26 protein-coding genes are annotated in these 13584 nt (G+C 67.4%); all 26 read right to left on the reverse strand.

What is annotated here, in order from left to right; all coding sequences use genetic code 11:
- A partial coding sequence (rpmJ, locus tag ACLL9L_RS05120) for a 50S ribosomal protein L36 (protein WP_038272979.1) occupies nt 1–111 on the reverse strand: 111 nt, incomplete at its 3' end.
- A 33-nt stretch (nt 112–144) separates the two neighbouring features.
- On the reverse strand, nt 145–366 hold the full coding sequence (infA, locus tag ACLL9L_RS05125) for a translation initiation factor IF-1 (RefSeq protein WP_411283567.1): 222 nt from the start codon (nt 364–366) through the stop codon (nt 145–147).
- 320 nt (nt 367–686) lie between these two features.
- Nucleotides 687–1535 (reverse strand): type I methionyl aminopeptidase, encoded by an 849-nt coding sequence (gene map, locus ACLL9L_RS05130; protein ID WP_411283568.1) that lies wholly within the window; start codon nt 1533–1535, stop codon nt 687–689.
- Nucleotides 1535–2107, reverse strand: coding sequence for an adenylate kinase (locus ACLL9L_RS05135; protein ID WP_411283589.1), 573 nt, complete (start codon nt 2105–2107; stop codon nt 1535–1537). Before ACLL9L_RS05135 ends, map begins: the two co-directional genes overlap by 1 nt.
- An 11-nt stretch (nt 2108–2118) precedes the next feature.
- Complete coding sequence (secY, locus tag ACLL9L_RS05140) at nt 2119–3435, reverse strand: preprotein translocase subunit SecY (RefSeq protein WP_411283569.1); 1317 nt, start codon at nt 3433–3435, stop codon at nt 2119–2121.
- Between the two features lie 253 nt (nt 3436–3688).
- Nucleotides 3689–4186 carry a 50S ribosomal protein L15 gene (rplO, locus tag ACLL9L_RS05145; RefSeq protein WP_411283570.1) on the reverse strand — a complete coding sequence of 166 codons (498 nt, stop codon included), beginning with the start codon at nt 4184–4186 and terminating at the stop codon, nt 3689–3691.
- Between the two features lie 2 nt (nt 4187–4188).
- Entirely contained in the window at nt 4189–4371 is a 183-nt protein-coding gene (rpmD, locus tag ACLL9L_RS05150; protein WP_411283571.1) for a 50S ribosomal protein L30, read from the reverse strand.
- Nucleotides 4371–5033 (reverse strand): 30S ribosomal protein S5, encoded by a 663-nt coding sequence (rpsE, locus tag ACLL9L_RS05155; RefSeq protein WP_411283572.1) that lies wholly within the window; start codon nt 5031–5033, stop codon nt 4371–4373. Before rpsE ends, rpmD begins: the two co-directional genes overlap by 1 nt.
- A gap of 64 nt (nt 5034–5097) precedes the next feature.
- Nucleotides 5098–5472, reverse strand: a complete 375-nt coding sequence (gene rplR / locus ACLL9L_RS05160) for a 50S ribosomal protein L18 (protein ID WP_411283573.1) — start codon at nt 5470–5472, stop codon at nt 5098–5100.
- A gap of 3 nt (nt 5473–5475) precedes the next feature.
- Nucleotides 5476–6015 (reverse strand): 50S ribosomal protein L6, encoded by a 540-nt coding sequence (rplF, locus tag ACLL9L_RS05165; protein WP_411283574.1) that lies wholly within the window; start codon nt 6013–6015, stop codon nt 5476–5478.
- 12 nt (nt 6016–6027) lie between these two features.
- Entirely contained in the window at nt 6028–6426 is a 399-nt protein-coding gene (rpsH, locus tag ACLL9L_RS05170) for a 30S ribosomal protein S8 (RefSeq protein ID WP_411283575.1), read from the reverse strand.
- Between the two features lie 129 nt (nt 6427–6555).
- Nucleotides 6556–6741 (reverse strand): type Z 30S ribosomal protein S14, encoded by a 186-nt coding sequence (locus ACLL9L_RS05175; RefSeq protein WP_411283576.1) that lies wholly within the window; start codon nt 6739–6741, stop codon nt 6556–6558.
- Nucleotide 6742: 1 nt separating this feature from the next.
- Nucleotides 6743–7324, reverse strand: coding sequence for a 50S ribosomal protein L5 (gene rplE, locus ACLL9L_RS05180; protein WP_411283577.1), 582 nt, complete (start codon nt 7322–7324; stop codon nt 6743–6745).
- Between the two features lie 5 nt (nt 7325–7329).
- Nucleotides 7330–7695: a 50S ribosomal protein L24 gene (gene rplX / locus ACLL9L_RS05185; RefSeq protein ID WP_411283578.1), complete on the reverse strand. Its 366-nt coding sequence runs from the start codon at nt 7693–7695 to the stop codon at nt 7330–7332.
- Between the two features lie 2 nt (nt 7696–7697).
- Nucleotides 7698–8066, reverse strand: coding sequence for a 50S ribosomal protein L14 (gene rplN / locus ACLL9L_RS05190; protein ID WP_348103934.1), 369 nt, complete (start codon nt 8064–8066; stop codon nt 7698–7700).
- A gap of 115 nt (nt 8067–8181) precedes the next feature.
- Nucleotides 8182–8499: a 30S ribosomal protein S17 gene (gene rpsQ / locus ACLL9L_RS05195; RefSeq protein WP_411283579.1), complete on the reverse strand. Its 318-nt coding sequence runs from the start codon at nt 8497–8499 to the stop codon at nt 8182–8184.
- Complete coding sequence (rpmC, locus tag ACLL9L_RS05200) at nt 8496–8822, reverse strand: 50S ribosomal protein L29 (RefSeq protein ID WP_411283580.1); 327 nt, start codon at nt 8820–8822, stop codon at nt 8496–8498. The genes rpsQ and rpmC overlap by 4 nt, the downstream gene beginning before the upstream one ends.
- Nucleotides 8822–9241, reverse strand: coding sequence for a 50S ribosomal protein L16 (rplP, locus tag ACLL9L_RS05205; protein ID WP_411283581.1), 420 nt, complete (start codon nt 9239–9241; stop codon nt 8822–8824). Before rplP ends, rpmC begins: the two co-directional genes overlap by 1 nt.
- Nucleotides 9242–9243: 2 nt before the next feature.
- Nucleotides 9244–10083, reverse strand: a complete 840-nt coding sequence (rpsC, locus tag ACLL9L_RS05210; protein WP_411283582.1) for a 30S ribosomal protein S3 — start codon at nt 10081–10083, stop codon at nt 9244–9246.
- Complete coding sequence (gene rplV, locus ACLL9L_RS05215) at nt 10083–10508, reverse strand: 50S ribosomal protein L22 (RefSeq protein ID WP_411283583.1); 426 nt, start codon at nt 10506–10508, stop codon at nt 10083–10085. Before rplV ends, rpsC begins: the two co-directional genes overlap by 1 nt.
- A complete protein-coding gene (gene rpsS, locus ACLL9L_RS05220; RefSeq protein ID WP_411283584.1) occupies nt 10508–10789 on the reverse strand; it encodes a 30S ribosomal protein S19 in 282 nt (93 codons plus the stop codon). Before rpsS ends, rplV begins: the two co-directional genes overlap by 1 nt.
- Nucleotides 10790–10804: 15 nt before the next feature.
- Nucleotides 10805–11641, reverse strand: a complete 837-nt coding sequence (gene rplB / locus ACLL9L_RS05225) for a 50S ribosomal protein L2 (protein ID WP_411283585.1) — start codon at nt 11639–11641, stop codon at nt 10805–10807.
- A gap of 34 nt (nt 11642–11675) precedes the next feature.
- Nucleotides 11676–11975: a 50S ribosomal protein L23 gene (gene rplW / locus ACLL9L_RS05230; protein ID WP_411283586.1), complete on the reverse strand. Its 300-nt coding sequence runs from the start codon at nt 11973–11975 to the stop codon at nt 11676–11678.
- Nucleotides 11972–12694, reverse strand: a complete 723-nt coding sequence (gene rplD / locus ACLL9L_RS05235; RefSeq protein ID WP_411283587.1) for a 50S ribosomal protein L4 — start codon at nt 12692–12694, stop codon at nt 11972–11974. Before rplD ends, rplW begins: the two co-directional genes overlap by 4 nt.
- The gene (gene rplC / locus ACLL9L_RS05240) at nt 12691–13398 is read right to left on the reverse strand and encodes a 50S ribosomal protein L3 (protein WP_411283588.1); all 708 of its coding nucleotides are present in this window, start codon (nt 13396–13398) and stop codon (nt 12691–12693) included. The genes rplD and rplC overlap by 4 nt, the downstream gene beginning before the upstream one ends.
- Before the next feature lie 11 nt (nt 13399–13409).
- A partial coding sequence (gene rpsJ, locus ACLL9L_RS05245) for a 30S ribosomal protein S10 (protein ID WP_411283590.1) occupies nt 13410–13584 on the reverse strand: 175 nt, incomplete at its 5' end.

Consider the following 13584-nt stretch of genomic DNA (forward strand, 5'->3'; position numbering starts at 1 on the left):
ACCCTGACGCTGCTTGTGGCGCGGGTTCTCGCAGATGACCATGACGCGTCCGTGACGGCGGATGACCTTGCACTTGTCACAGATGGCCTTGACGCTGGGGTTGACCTTCATGTCAACTCATTCCTTGCTACTCGGCTGGCTGGATTACTTGTAGCGGCAGACGATCCGACCTCGGGTGAGGTCGTACGGCGGGAGCTCCACCACGACGCGGTCCTCGGGGAGGATCCGGATGTAGTGCTGGCGCATCTTGCCCGAGATGTGCGCGAGAACCTTGTGACCGTTGGAGAGCTCGACCCGGAACATTGCGTTCGGGAGAGCTTCGACGATCGTGCCCTCGATCTCGATGACACCGTCCTTCTTGGCCATGTCCTCCGTCAATCCGTTGAGTGCGTGCCCGTGCGAGGCGCGAAACCGGATGGTCTCGCGCCGATGTGGCAGGTGTCGGAGCACACGACACCCAACAGGCGATCTTACGGCAGCCCCCTGTCCAGACCTAATCCGCCCGGGAGCCACCCGCCCCGCCCAGTGGCTGCACATACACGTGCAAGGGCAGGTGAGATGGAGGATGCCCTGTATCGGAGCGCCGACTGCCGCTTCTCCTCGATCGAGGGCGCTACGCCAAGGTCGAGCGTGAGGCAGGGCAGTCCCGACGCACGGTATCGGCGGTGACCCGGGAGGCCATCGGATCAGGCATGGCCCAGCGGTGCGTACTCCGCGCCGGCGGCGGCCAGCTCTTCCTGGCCCCCGTCGATGGCCGTCAGGACCCACAGCCCGGCCTCGGTCACCGCAACGGTGTGCTCCCAGTGCGCCGCGCGGGAGCCGTCGCTGGTGACGACGGTCCACTCGTCGGCCAGGACCCGGGAGTCGGGTGAGCCCCACGTCACCATCGGCTCGATCGCTCCCGTGAAGCCGGAGCGGACGACGGGGCCGCGGTCCCGGACCCCGTAGTTCGGGATCTGGGGATCCTCGTGCATCGTACGGCCGATGCCGTGGCCGACATAGTCCTCGACGATGCCGTAGGCGTGGCCGTCGCGCTCCCCCGCCGCGGTGAGGCTCGCCTCGACGGCCTCCCCCACGGCATACAGGCGCTCGCCGACGGCCAGGGCGGCGAGCCCGGCCCACAGGGCGTCCTCGGTCGCGTCGATGAGCCTCACGTCGTCGCGGCTGGCCGCCTCCCGGCCCCCGACGAGCAGGGTGCAGGCGGCGTCGCCGTTCCACCCCTCGACCTCCGCGCCGCAGTCGATCGAGACCAGGTCACCCACGTCGAGGACGCGCGAGCCCGGTATGCCGTGGACGATCTCCTCGTTGACGCTCGTGCAGAGCGTGTGGGCGTAGCCCGGCACGAGCTGGAAGTTCGGGACCCCGCCGTGCGAGCGGATGTGGTCCTCGGCGAGGGCGTCGAGATCGAGAGTGGTCATCCCCGGCCGGACCTCACGCTGGAGCAGCGCCAGGGTCTCCCCGACGAGCAACCCCGCCCGACGCATGAGGATGATCTGGTCAGACGTCTTGGCCGGGGTCTGCTTGCGTCCGAACATCAGCCCTGCAGGCCGTCGATCGCTGCGACGAGGCGCGCCGCGACCTGCTCGACCTCGCCCATGCCGTCGACCCGGACCAGCACGCCGTGCTGCTCGTAGACGTCGATGAGCGGGGCCGTCTCGGCGCGGTAAATTGCCTGGCGCTCGCGGATGACCGCTTCGCTGTCGTCGGACCGGCCCTCGACCTCGGCCCGCTTCAGCAGCCGGCCCACCACCGCGTCCTCGTCGACGGTGAGCACGATGACCCCGTCGATGCGGTGGTCACCCTCGGCGAGCACGGTGTCGAGGAACTCGACCTGCCCGGTCGTGCGGGGGTAGCCGTCGAGGAGGAACCCGCCGCTCGCGTCGTCCCAGCCGAGCCGGTCACGCACGATCGCGTTGGTGACCTCATCGGGCACATAGCCGCCCGAGGCGAGGATCTGCTCCACCTGCTGGCCGAGCTCGGTCTTGTTCTTGATGTTGGACCGGAAGATGTCGCCGGTGGAGATGGCGGGGATGGCGTACTGCTCGGCGATCCGGGCGGCCTGCGTGCCCTTGCCGGCCCCCGGTGGACCCATGATGATCAGACGCAGGTGGGGTGACATCAGCGGAGGAACCCTTCATAGTTGCGCTGCTGGAGCTGGGCCTGGATCTGCTTCACGGTCTCGAGGCCGACGCCGACGATGATGAGGATCGAGGTGCCACCGAACGGGAAGTTCTGGTTGGCACCCACGGCGACGAGGGCGATGAGCGGGATGAGCGAGATCACGGCCAGGTAGATGGCCCCCGGGACGGTGATCCGGGTCAGGACGTAGTCGAGGTACTCGGCCGTGGGTCGCCCGGCGCGGATACCCGGGATGAAGCCGCCGTACTTCTTCATGTTGTCGGCGACCTCGGTCGGGTTGAACGTGATCGACACGTAGAAGAACGTGAAGAAGAGGATGAGGGCGACGTACATCGCCATGTAGAGGGGGTGGTCGCCCCTGGTGAGGCTGTTGACGACGAACTGCACCCACCCCGGCGCGGGCGTCCCGTCCTGCGGCGTGTTGAACTGCGCCACGAGTGCGGGCAGGGACAGCAGCGAGCTGGCGAAGATGACCGGGATGACTCCCGCCATGTTGACCTTGAGCGGGATGTAGGTCGAGCTGCCGCCATACATCCGGCGGCCGACCTGGCGCTTCGCGTACTGCACGGGCACCCGGCGCTGGGACTGCTCGACGAAGATGACGAGCGCCATGACGAAGATCCCGAGCAGGATGATGCCGATGAAGATGTCCCACCGGCCGTCCTTCTGCTGGATCTGCCACAGCGAGCTCGGGAAGCCCGAGGCGATCGACGTGAAGATCAGGACCGACATGCCGTTGCCGATGCCGCGGTCGGTGAGGAGCTCGCCCATCCACATGATCAGGCCGGTGCCGGCGGTGAGCGTGAGGACCATGATGATGATCGTCGGCATCGTCTGGTCGTCCATGATCGACGTGCAGGTGCCACCGAAGATCTGCTGCGGGTTGCGCGCGAAGGTGATCAGCGTCGAGGACTGCAGGATCGCGAGCCCGATGGTGAGGTAGCGGGTGTACTGCGTCATCTTCGTCTGCCCGGCCTGACCCTCCTTCTTGAGGGCCTCGAACCGCGGGATGACGACGGTCAGCAGCTGGACGATGATGCTCGCGGTGATGTAGGGCATGATCCCCAGGGCGAAGATCGACAGCTGGAGCAGGGCGCCGCCGCTGAAGAGGTTGGCCAGCCCGATGAAGCCGGTCGTCGGGTTGGCCCCGTCGAGGCAGGCGCGCACCTTGGTGTAGGAGACCCCGGGGGTCGGCACCGCAGTCCCGAGTCGATAGACCGCGATGATGAAGAGCGTGAAGAGCAGCTTCTTGCGCAGGTCGGGCGTCCTGAACGCGCGAACGAAGGCCGAGAGCACTGATCCTCCTGTTGCCGCGTCGCGCGCGACCAGATGTGAACGACGGACCGGCGAACCACCCACGCGGGCCGTTCGGGGGGTCACGGGAGGCGGAGCCACCCGTGGGTGAGAATACCTTGCACGAGGACACCCCGGGTGCCGACCCTTCGAAGAGGGGCCGGGCCCGGGGTGCCTGTGACGGTATGCCGTGCGGCTGGCGACCGGGCCGGGTCACCGGCCGCACGGCATACCGGGGGTCATCGGTGGCGGGTCGTCACCGGGTGGTGGCGGTGCCGCCGGCAGCCTCGATCGCGTCCTTCGCGGTGGCCGAGAACTTGTCGACCGTCACCGTGACCTTGACGCTCAGGTCGCCGGTGCCGAGCACCTTGACCAGGTGGCCGTCGCGGACGGCTCCCTTGGCGACGAGATCGTCAACGGTGACGTCACCGCCGTCGGGATACAGCGCCGAGAGCCGGTTGAGGTTGACGACCTGGTATTCGGTGCGGAACGGGTTCTTGAAGCCGCGCAGCTTCGGGATACGCATGTGGAGGGGCATCTGCCCGCCCTCGAAGCGCTCGGGGACCTGGTAGCGGGCCTTGGTGCCCTTGGTCCCACGACCGGCGGTCTTGCCCTTGGAGCCCTGACCGCGACCCACCCGGGTCTTGGCGGTCTTGGCACCGGGAGCCGGACGCAGGTGGTGCACCTTGAGCGTCGTCTGCTGGCTGGAGCCGTTGCCGGACTCCGCCGTGGTGTTGCTCTTGTTGTCAGCCATGGTCAGTCAACCTCCTCGACGGCCACCAGGTGGGTCACCGTCTTGACCATCCCGCGGATCTCGGGACGGTCCTCCTTGACGACGACGTCGCCAATGCGCTTGAGCCCGAGGGTGCGCAGCGTCTCACGCTGGTTGCGCTTGCCGCCGATCTCCGAACGGGTCTGGGTCACCTTCAGTCGAGCCATCACGCACCAGCCTTGAGGGCAGCGGCCTTCTCGGCGATGCCGGCCGCCTGGGCGCGCAGCATGGCTGCGGGGGCGACGTCCTCGAGGGGCAGGCCACGGCGTGCCGCGACCTGCTCCGGACGCTCGAGGCCGCGCAGCGCCGCGACCGTCGCGTGGACGATGTTGATGGCGTTGGAGGACCCGAGGGACTTCGACAGGACGTCATGGATACCGGCGCACTCGAGCACGGCCCGGACGGGACCACCGGCGATCACGCCTGTGCCCGGGGCGGCCGGACGGAGCATGACCACACCCGCAGCGGCCTCACCCTGCACGGGGTGCGGGATGGTGCCCTGGATGCGCGGGACCTTGAAGAACTCCTTCTTGGCCTCCTCGACACCCTTGGCGATGGCTGCGGGGACCTCTTTGGCCTTGCCGTAGCCGACGCCTACGGTGCCGTCACCGTCACCGACGACGACGAGGGCGGTGAAGCTGAAGCGACGACCGCCCTTGACGACCTTGGCCACCCGGTTGATGGTCACGACCTTCTCGATGAATTGGCTCTTCTCGGCCGGCGAGTCGCGACGGTCGCGACCGTCGCGACCACCACCGCCACGACGGTCCGTGCGCTCGGGGGGGCCTCCGGCGGTGGCGCCGGTGCCTCGACGCTGTGGTCCGGGCATCAGATGTTCCTCATCTCAATCAGTGTCTGTGCAGTCTTCGAGGGGGTCACAGTCTTCGAGGCAATCACAGTGCGAGCCCACCCTCACGAGCGCCGTCCGCGATCGCGGCGACGCGACCGTGATACTTGTTGCCGCCGCGGTCGAAGACCACGGACTCGACACCCGCCTGCCTGGCGCGCTCCGCGACAAGCTCTCCGACGCGTCTGGCCTTGGCCGTCTTGTCACCTTCGAGGGCGCGAAGGTCGGGCTCCATGGTCGAGGCGGACGCCACGGTCCTCCCGACGGTGTCGTCGACGACCTGGACGAACAGGTGGCGGCTCGAGCGGGACACGACCAAGCGCGGACGCTCGGTGGTGCCCGAGATCTTCTTGCGGCCGCGCACCTGGCGACGGATCCGCGCAGCGGCCTTGCTCTTGCCGCGCTTGATGATGAGTGCCATGGCTTACTTACCGGCCTTTCCGACCTTGCGACGGATCTGCTCGCCCGCATAGCGAACGCCCTTGCCCTTGTACGGGTCGGGCTTGCGCAGCTTGCGGATCTTGGCGGCGACCTCGCCGACCTGCTGCTTGTCGATGCCCGAGACCGAGAAGCGGGTCGGGTTCTCGACGGTGAAGGAGATGCCTTGGGGGGCCTCGATGGTGATCGAGTGGCTGTAGCCGAGGGAGAACTCGAGGCTCCCCCCCTTGTTGGCCACACGGTAGCCCGTGCCGTGGATCTCCAGCTTCTTCTCATAACCCTCGGTGACACCGAGGACCATGTTGTTGATGAGCGAGCGGGTCAGTCCGTGCAACGAGCGCGACTGCCGCTCGTCGTTCGGGCGGGCGACCTCGACCTCGCCGGTGTCAGCCTTGTCGACCGTGATCGGCTCGGGAACGGTGAGGGCCAGCTCACCCTTGGGGCCCTTGACCGTGATGGCCTGCCCCTGGATGGTGACGTCAACGCCCGAGGGCACGGTGACAGGGAGGCGTCCAATGCGCGACATGTCGTGCTCCCCTTACCAGACGTAGGCGAGGACTTCCCCGCCCACTCCCTTTTTGGCCGCCTGCTTGTCGGTCAACAAGCCGGTGGAGGTGGAAATGATGGCCACACCGAGACCGCCGAGAACTTTCGGCAGGTTCGTCGACTTGGCGTAGACGCGCAGGCCGGGCTTGGACACCCGGCGGACGCCGGCGATCGAGCGCTCACGGTTGGGTCCGTACTTGAGGTCGATGGTCAGCGTCTGGCCGACCTCGGCGGGCTCGACCTTCCAGCCGGCGATGTATCCCTCGGCCTGGAGGATCTCGGCGATGTGCGACTTGAGTTTCGAGAACGGCATGGAGACGTCGTCGTGGTGCGCCGAGTTGGCGTTCCGGACGCGGGTCAACATGTCCGCAATCGGGTCTGTCATGGTCATGGGGGCTGTCCGCCCTTCCTCACCGGGGTTTCAGACGGGCTGCTGCCCGGCCGACCTACGGTGTAAGAGGTCAATGATTCGGTGATGGGGTCGGCTGGGAACAGCCGGCTCCGGTGGGGTGGTGCAGCCTTACCAGGAGCTCTTGGTGACGCCCGGCAGCTCGCCGTTGTGCGCCATCTCCCGCAGGCAGATCCGGCACAGGCCGAACTTGCGGTAGACGGAGTGCGGACGGCCGCACCGCTGGCAGCGGGTGTAGCCGCGCACCTTGAACTTCGGCTTGGCGTTCGCCTTGTTGACCAGGGCGGTCTTGGCCATGTCAGTTCTCCTTGAAGGGGAAGCCGAGAGCCTTGAGCAGGGCACGGCCTTCGTCGTCGTTGATCGCCGTGGTCACCACGGTGATGTCCATGCCCCGGACGCGGTCGATCCTGTCCTGATCGATCTCGTGGAACATCGACTGCTCGGTCAGACCGAACGTGTAGTTGCCGTTGCCGTCGAACTGCTTCGGCGACAGCCCGCGGAAGTCGCGGATGCGCGGGAGGGCGATCGTCACCAGACGGTCGAGGAACTCCCACATCCGGTCTCCGCGCAGCGTGGTGTGCGCACCGATGGGCATGCCCTCACGCAGCTTGAACTGGGCGATGGACTTGCGGGCCCGGGTGACGATCGGCTTCTGGCCGGTGATCGCCCCGAGGTCGCGCACGGCGCCCTCGATGAGCTTGCTGTCCTTGGCCGCGTCGCCGACACCCATGTTGACGACGACCTTGACGACGCCGGGGACCTGCATGACGTTGCCGTGGCCGAACTGCTCCTGGAGCGAGGCCTTGACCTCGTCCCGGTAGCGCTGCTTGAGCCGCGGTGCCGTCCTGCCTGCCGGGCTGGTCGTGACTGTCTCGGTCATGGTGTTCACAGGTCCTTACCGGAGCGCACCGCGACGCGGGTCCGGATCGTCTTCTGACGACCGTCACGCTCCACCGTCTCCACGCGGATCTTGACCCGCGTGGGCTTCTTGGTGTCGGGGTCCACGACCGCGACGTTGCTGATGTGGATCGGCGCCTCGGTGTGCACGAGGCCACCGGTCCGGGTGCCACGGGCGGTGGCGCCGGCCTTGACGTGCTTGGTGACGCGGTTGATGCCCTCGACGAGCACCCGACCCGAGTCCGGATAGACCGCGATGACCTTGCCCTGCTTGCCTCGGTCACCACCGTTCTTCTGCGCGCGACCCGAGGTGACCTGCACGAGGTCACCCTTCTTGATCTTCAGCTTCGCCATCGTCAGAGCACCTCCGGAGCCAACGAGATGATCTTCATGAACTTCTTCTCCCGCAGCTCGCGACCCACGGGGCCGAAGATGCGGGTCCCACGCGGGTCCCCGTCGGCCTTGAGGATGACGGCCGCGTTCTCGTCGAACTTGATGTACGAGCCGTCGGGACGGCGCCGCTCCTTGACGGTGCGGACGATGACCGCCTTGACGACGTCACCCTTCTTGACGTTCCCGCCGGGAATGGCGTCCTTGACCGTGGCGACGATGGTGTCGCCGATGCCGGCATACCGGCGACCCGACCCGCCGAGAACACGGATGCAGAGGATCTCCTTCGCACCGGTGTTGTCGGCGACTCGCAGTCGCGACTCCTGCTGGATCACTTCAGACCTCCGGTCCGACAGCCGCCTGCGGCGGTCCCAAAACGCCGACCGCCTACGGCGGACAACCCTTCTTCGAACTGATGAATGCTCGCTTCGCTCGGAATCATCATTCCCATCACTTGGCCTTCTCGAGGATCTCCACGATGCGCCAGCGCTTCGTCGCCGAGAGCGGGCGGGTCTCCATGATGCGGACCAGGTCCCCGATGCCCGCGGCGTTCGCCTCGTCGTGGGCCTTGACCTTGTTGTTGCGGCGCAGGACCTTGCCGTAGAGCGCGTGCTTGACGCGGTCCTCGACCTCGACCACGACGGTCTTGTCCATCTTGTCGCTGACGACGTAGCCCTGCCGCGTCTTGCGGAAGGTGCGCGCCGCGTCGGCGGCTGCGTCACTGGTGTCGGCGGCGGCGTCGTTCACAACATGCTCCTGGCTACTCATGACTGGTCCTCGGACTTCTTCTTGGCCTTCTTGCCTTCGGCCTTGGCGTCGACCTTGACGTCGGGGTCGGCATCGGTGGCCGCAGCGACCGGGGCCGCCGGGGCCGATCCGATGCCGAGCTCGCGCTCACGCATCTCGGTGTAGATCCGGGCGATGTCCTTGCGGACGGCGCGGAGCCGGCCGTGGTTGTCCAGCTGACCCGTGGCCGACTGGAATCGGAGGTTGAACAGCTCCTCCTTGCCCTTGCGCAGCTCGTCGACGAGACGGTCGTCGTCGAGTCCACGCAGGCTCTCGGACGCGAGGTCCTTGGTACCGACTGCCATCAGATGTCACCGCCTTCACGCCGAACGAAACGGCACTTCATGGGGAGCTTGTGCATCGCCAGGCGCAGCGCCTCGCGGGCGACCGGCTCCGGGACACCCGAGAGCTCGAACATCACCCGACCGGGCTTGACGTTGGCGATCCACCACTCCGGGGAACCCTTGCCGGAACCCATCCGGGTCTCGGCGGGCTTCTTGGTCAGCGGGCGGTCCGGATAGATGTTGATCCAGACCTTGCCGCCACGCTTCATGTATCGCGTCATCGCGATACGCGCGGACTCGATCTGCCGGTTGGTGACGTAGGCGGGCTCGAGAGCCTGGATGCCGAAGTCGCCGAAGGCGATCGTGGTGCCACCCTTGGCAGCGCCCGAGCGACCCGGGTGGTGCTGCTTGCGGTGTTTGACTCGACGGGGAATCAACATGGTCAGGCCTGCGCATTCTCGGTGCTGGCCGGGGCGGTTGCCGGGGCAGCGGACTCGGACGTGGTGGCGTCGGCGGCCGCAGGCGTGGACTCCTGGTCCGGCTCGCGGTCGGTGCGACGGGCCCGGGTGGGACGGTCGGCGCCCTCACGACGAGGGCCACGGGGGGCACGCGGGGCGGCAGCCTGCTGCTGCGCGAGCTCGCGGGCCGTGACGTCACCCTTGTAGATCCAGACCTTCACACCGATGCGACCGAAGGTCGTGCGGGCCTCGTAGAAGCCGTAGTCGATGTTCGCGCGCAGCGTGTGCAGCGGGACGCGGCCCTCGCGGTAGAACTCCGAGCGCGACATCTCGGCGCCCTGGAGACGACCCGAGCACTGGACCCGGATGCCCTTGGCTCCACCTCGCAGGGCCGACTGCATGCCCTTGCGCATGGCGCGACGGAAGGAGACGCGAGCCGCAAGCTGCTCGGCGATCCCCTGGGCGACCAGCTGCGAGTCGATCTCGGGATTCTTGACCTCGTGGATGTTCAGCTGGACCTGCTTGCCCGTGAGCTTCTCCAGCTCGCCACGGATCCGGTCGGCCTCAGCGCCGCGGCGGCCGATGACGATGCCGGGACGCGCGGTGTGGATGTCCACACGCACTCGGTCACGGGTGCGCTCGATCTCCACGCGGGAGATGCCTGCGCGCTCCATGCCCGTCTCCATGAGCTTGCGGATCGCGACGTCTTCCTTGACGTAGTCGCGGTAGCGCTGACCCACCTTCGTGCTGTCGGCGAACCAGCGGCTCTTGTGCTCCGTGGTGATGCCGAGACGGAAACCGTTCGGATTGACCTTGTGACCCATTAGCGGGTGCCTCCCTTAGCTGAGGTCTTCTGCTTCACGGCCGTCGGCTTGGGAGCCACGACCACGGTGATGTGGCTCGTCCGCTTGTTGATCCGGCTGGCCCGACCCTGTGCGCGGGGACGGAACCGCTTCATCGTGGGGCCCTCGTCGACGAAGGCGGCCTGGACGACCAGGGCGCGCTCGTCGAAGGCCGCGGAGGCGAGGTCGGCCTTGACCCGGAGGTTGGCGATCGCGCTCTCGAGGACCTTCAGCACCGGGTCGGAGGCTGCCTGCGGCGCGAACTGGAGCACCGCCGCCGCCTCGGTGGCGTGCTTGCCGCGGATGAGGTCCACCACGCGGCGGGCCTTCTGCGGCGTGACCCGGACGTGCCGGGCCTGCGCCCTGGCTTCGAGAACCATGCTGTCCTGCTTGCTCGTCGTGGGCATCAGCGACGACGCCCCTTCTTGTCGTCCTTCACGTGACCCCTGAACGTGCGGGTCGCCGCGAACTCGCCGAGCTTGTGCCCGACCATCGACTCGGTCACGAAGACCGGGACGTGTTTGCGGCCGTCGTGCACGGCGATGGTGTGACCCAGCATGTCCGGTGAGATCACCGAACGACGCGACCAGGTCTTGATGACGTTCTTGGTGCCCGCTTCGTTCTGGACGTCGACCTTCTTCTGAAGGTGGTCGTCGATGAAGGGGCCCTTCTTCAAGCTACGAGGCATTTCCAAGGGCTCCTATCAGCGCTTCTTGCCAGAACGGCGGCGACGAACGATGAGCTTGTCGCTTTCCTTGTTGGGGCGGCGGGTGCGGCCCTCGGCCTGTCCCCACGGGCTGACCGGGTGACGTCCACCTGAGGTCTTGCCCTCGCCACCACCGTGCGGGTGGTCGACCGGGTTCATCGCGACCCCACGGACGGTCGGGCGCTTGCCCTTCCAGCGCATGCGGCCGGCCTTGCCCCAGTTGATGTTGCTCTGCTCAGCGTTGCCGACCTCGCCGACCGTCGCGCGGCAGCGGATGTCGACGTTGCGGACCTCACCGGACGGCATCCGGAGCTGCGCGTACGGGCCTTCCTTGGCGACGAGCTGCACGCTCGTCCCCGCGGAACGGGCGATCTTGGCGCCACCACCGGGCCGGAGCTCGATGTTGTGGATCGTGGTACCGGTCGGGATGTTGCGCAGCGGGAGGGCGTTGCCGGGCTTGATGTCAGCGCCCGGGCCGGCCTCGACGACGTCACCCTGCTTCAGGTTCTTCGGCGCCACGATGTAGCGCTTCTCGCCATCGGCGTAGTGCAGCAGCGCGATGCGGGCGGTGCGGTTGGGGTCGTACTCGATGTGAGCGACCTTGGCCGGGATGCCGTCCTTGTCGTGGCGACGGAAGTCGATCACGCGGTAGGCGCGCTTGTGGCCACCACCCTGGTGCCGGACGGTGATGCGCCCGGTGGCGTTGCGGCCGCCCTTGCTGTGCAGCGGACGGACCAGCGACTTCTCCGGGGTGGAGCGCGTGATCTCAGCGAAGTCCGCAACGCTCGAGCCACGACGGCCCGGGGTTGTCGGCTTGTACTTGCGGATGCCCATGTGAATTCCTCTTCAGCTCGTGAGTCCGGCCCGCCTAAGCGACCGGGCCCCCGAAGATCTCGATGGTGCCCTCGCGCAAGGTGACGATCGCGCGCTTGCTGGACGCCCGCTGTCCGAAGCCGGCGCGGGTGCGCTTGCGCTTGCCCTGCCGGTTCAGCGTGTTGACGCTGCTGACCTTGACGTCGAACACCTTCTCGACCGCGATCTTGATCTGGGTCTTGTTGGCGCCCGGCGCGACGATGAACGTGTACTTGTTCTCATCGAGCAGGCCGTAGCTCTTCTCAGAGATGACCGGCGCGAGCAGGATGTCGCGCGGGTCGGTCAGGTCGGTCATGCCGCTGACTCCTTCGTGTCCGTGGCGATGACCTCGCTGCTGCTTGCAGCGGCGGTGGCGGACTTGCCCTTCCGCGGGCCAGCGAGGAAGACCGCCAGGGCCGCCTCGGTGAACACCACGTCGTCACTGATGAGGACGTCGTAGGTGTTGAGCTGGCCGGGCGACAGCAGGTGCACGGCCTTGTGGTTGCGCAGCGACTTCCAGGTGGCGGAGTCGGTGCGCTCGGCCACCACGAGCACGTGCCGACGCTCGCTGATCGCAGCCAGCAGCGCCGTCGCGTTCTTGGTGGAGGGCACGTCCGATCCGGTGAGGGAGTCGACGACGTGGATGCGCTCGTGCGAGAAGCGGTCCGACAGTGCGCCGCGGAGGGCGAGCGCCTTCATCTTCTTGGGGGTCCGCTGCGCGTAGTCACGCGGCTTGGGACCGTGCACGACGCCACCGCCGACGAACTGCGGCGCGCGGGTCGAGCCCTGACGAGCCCGGCCGGTGCCCTTCTGGCGGTAGGGCTTGCGCCCACCACCACGGACCTCGCCGCGGGTCTTCGTGGAGTGCGTGCCCTGACGGGCGGCAGCGAGCTGCGCGACGACGACCTGGTGGATCAGCGGGATGTTGACCTGGACGCCGAAGACGTCCTCGGGCAGCTCCACGGTCCGACCGGTCGCGCCGTTGGCGCCCTTGACCTCGAGGGTCTTGACCGTGCTGTCTGAAGCGGTGGTCACTTCGGAACCCCACCCTTTCCAAGGCCGTTCTTGACGGCGGTGCGGACCAGGACCAGGCAGCCGGTGGGGCCAGGGACCGCGCCCTTGATGAGGAGCAGGCCCTTCTCCGCATCGATCGCGTGGACCGTGAGGTTCTGGGTGGTGGTCCGGTCGCCACCCATGCGACCGGCCATCCGGGTGCCCTTGAAGACCCGACCCGGGGTGGCGCAGGCGCCGATGGAGCCGGGCTTGCGGTGTGCCTTGTGCACACCGTGGCCGGAGCCGAGGCCCTTGAAGTTGTGGCGCTTCATGACACCGGCGAAGCCCTTGCCCTTGCTGGTGGCGACGACGTCGACCTTCAGCGGCTTGGCGCCGTCCTCGGTGGACGGCGTGAAGATGTCCGCGGTGACCTCCTGGCCGAGCGAGTAGCTCGAGGCGTCGGCGGTGCGGATCTCCAGGGTGTACCGACGTGGCGGCACACCGGCCTTGGCGAAGTGACCCGCCTCGGGCTTGTTGACCTTGCGCGGGTCGATCGCGCCGTAGGCGATCTGGACGGCGCTGTAGCCGTCGTTCTCCACGGTGCGGATCTGGGTGACCACGCACGGCCCGGCCTTGACGACAGTCACCGGGACGATCCGGTTGTTCTTGTCGAAGACCTGGGTCATGCCCAGCTTCTCACCCAGGACGCCCTGGACGACGCGTGAGGTGTTGCCGTTGGAAGACATGTGGTTGGCCCTTAGAGCTTGATCTCGATGTCGACGCCTGCCGGGAGGTCGAGTCGCATGAGCGAGTCGACCGTCTTCGGCGTGGGGTCGAGGATGTCGATGAGCCGCTTGTGCGTACGCATCTCGAAGTGCTCGGGCGAGTCCTTGTAGTTGTGCGGGGAGCGAATGACGCAGTAGGTGTTCTTC

The organism is Lapillicoccus sp., assembly GCF_046595215.1.
In the GTDB taxonomy this organism is placed as follows: Bacteria; Actinomycetota; Actinomycetes; order Actinomycetales; family Dermatophilaceae; genus Lapillicoccus.

Bases quoted from the DNA above. Each gene is read 5' to 3' on its own strand.
- infA (WP_411283567.1), bottom strand. From the start codon at position 366: ATGGCCAAGAAGGACGGTGTCATCGAGATCGAGGGCACGATCGTCGAA.
- map (WP_411283568.1), bottom strand. From the start codon at position 1,535: ATGTTCGGACGCAAGCAGACCCCGGCCAAGACGTCTGACCAGATCATC.
- rplO (WP_411283570.1), bottom strand. From the start codon at position 4,186: ATGGCTGACAACAAGAGCAACACCACGGCGGAGTCCGGCAACGGCTCC.
- rpmD (WP_411283571.1), bottom strand. From the start codon at position 4,371: ATGGCTCGACTGAAGGTGACCCAGACCCGTTCGGAGATCGGCGGCAAG.
- rpsE (WP_411283572.1), bottom strand. From the start codon at position 5,033: ATGCCCGGACCACAGCGTCGAGGCACCGGCGCCACCGCCGGAGGCCCC.
- rplR (WP_411283573.1), bottom strand. From the start codon at position 5,472: ATGGCACTCATCATCAAGCGCGGCAAGAGCAAGGCCGCTGCGCGGATC.
- rplF (WP_411283574.1), bottom strand. From the start codon at position 6,015: ATGTCGCGCATTGGACGCCTCCCTGTCACCGTGCCCTCGGGCGTTGAC.
- rpsH (WP_411283575.1), bottom strand. From the start codon at position 6,426: ATGACCATGACAGACCCGATTGCGGACATGTTGACCCGCGTCCGGAAC.
- ACLL9L_RS05175 (WP_411283576.1), bottom strand. From the start codon at position 6,741: ATGGCCAAGACCGCCCTGGTCAACAAGGCGAACGCCAAGCCGAAGTTC.
- rplE (WP_411283577.1), bottom strand. From the start codon at position 7,324: ATGACCGAGACAGTCACGACCAGCCCGGCAGGCAGGACGGCACCGCGG.
- rplX (WP_411283578.1), bottom strand. From the start codon at position 7,695: ATGGCGAAGCTGAAGATCAAGAAGGGTGACCTCGTGCAGGTCACCTCG.
- rpsQ (WP_411283579.1), bottom strand. From the start codon at position 8,499: ATGAGTAGCCAGGAGCATGTTGTGAACGACGCCGCCGCCGACACCAGT.
- rpmC (WP_411283580.1), bottom strand. From the start codon at position 8,822: ATGGCAGTCGGTACCAAGGACCTCGCGTCCGAGAGCCTGCGTGGACTC.
- rplP (WP_411283581.1), bottom strand. From the start codon at position 9,241: ATGTTGATTCCCCGTCGAGTCAAACACCGCAAGCAGCACCACCCGGGT.
- rpsC (WP_411283582.1), bottom strand. From the start codon at position 10,083: ATGGGTCACAAGGTCAATCCGAACGGTTTCCGTCTCGGCATCACCACG.
- rplV (WP_411283583.1), bottom strand. From the start codon at position 10,508: ATGCCCACGACGAGCAAGCAGGACAGCATGGTTCTCGAAGCCAGGGCG.
- rpsS (WP_411283584.1), bottom strand. From the start codon at position 10,789: ATGCCTCGTAGCTTGAAGAAGGGCCCCTTCATCGACGACCACCTTCAG.
- rplB (WP_411283585.1), bottom strand. From the start codon at position 11,641: ATGGGCATCCGCAAGTACAAGCCGACAACCCCGGGCCGTCGTGGCTCG.
- rplW (WP_411283586.1), bottom strand. From the start codon at position 11,975: ATGACCGACCTGACCGACCCGCGCGACATCCTGCTCGCGCCGGTCATC.
- rplC (WP_411283588.1), bottom strand. From the start codon at position 13,398: ATGTCTTCCAACGGCAACACCTCACGCGTCGTCCAGGGCGTCCTGGGT.